Source organism: Mesorhizobium sp. M5C.F.Ca.ET.164.01.1.1 (assembly GCF_004792125.1).
Lineage (GTDB): Bacteria > Pseudomonadota > Alphaproteobacteria > Rhizobiales > Rhizobiaceae > Mesorhizobium > Mesorhizobium wenxiniae.
This window is the reverse complement of sequence record NZ_SRTG01000655.1, coordinates 1-278: the sequence shown is the minus strand read 5'-3', so window position 1 is coordinate 278 and position 278 is coordinate 1. Positions and strand designations below refer to the sequence as shown.

Sequence of the window (278 nt, the reverse complement as noted above, 5' to 3'; positions counted from 1 at the left end):
TTGTCCTGCACGAAGGCGAGGTCGATGCCGGCTTCGGCGAAGCGTTCGGCATTCCAGGTCTCGCTGAAAAAACCGCGCGCGTCGCCATGCCGCTTCGGCACGATCTCCAGCACGCCGTCGAGGCCGAGCGGCCTGACCTCAAGCACCCTGCTCCTCCATCAGATCGGTCACCCGCCGGCGCAGATAGGCGGCATATTCGTTCTTGCCGAGCCGCGCGGCGCGATCCAGAACCTTGTCGGCGCTGATCCAGTGCTGCTCCAGCGCTATCTCCTCCGGGC

The 278-nt window shown here is 65.8% G+C and carries 1 protein-coding gene and 1 pseudogene; both read right to left on the bottom strand.

Annotated elements, in window-relative coordinates; genetic code table 11:
• Positions 1-146: dTDP-4-dehydrorhamnose 3,5-epimerase family protein (locus EN807_RS35170; RefSeq protein WP_135938133.1), on the bottom strand; the 146-nt coding region annotated here is incomplete at its 3' end.
• A pseudogene (locus EN807_RS37340) lies at positions 139-278 on the bottom strand (glucose-1-phosphate thymidylyltransferase); the annotation flags it as partial. The pseudogene EN807_RS37340 and the gene EN807_RS35170, both read right to left, overlap by 8 nt.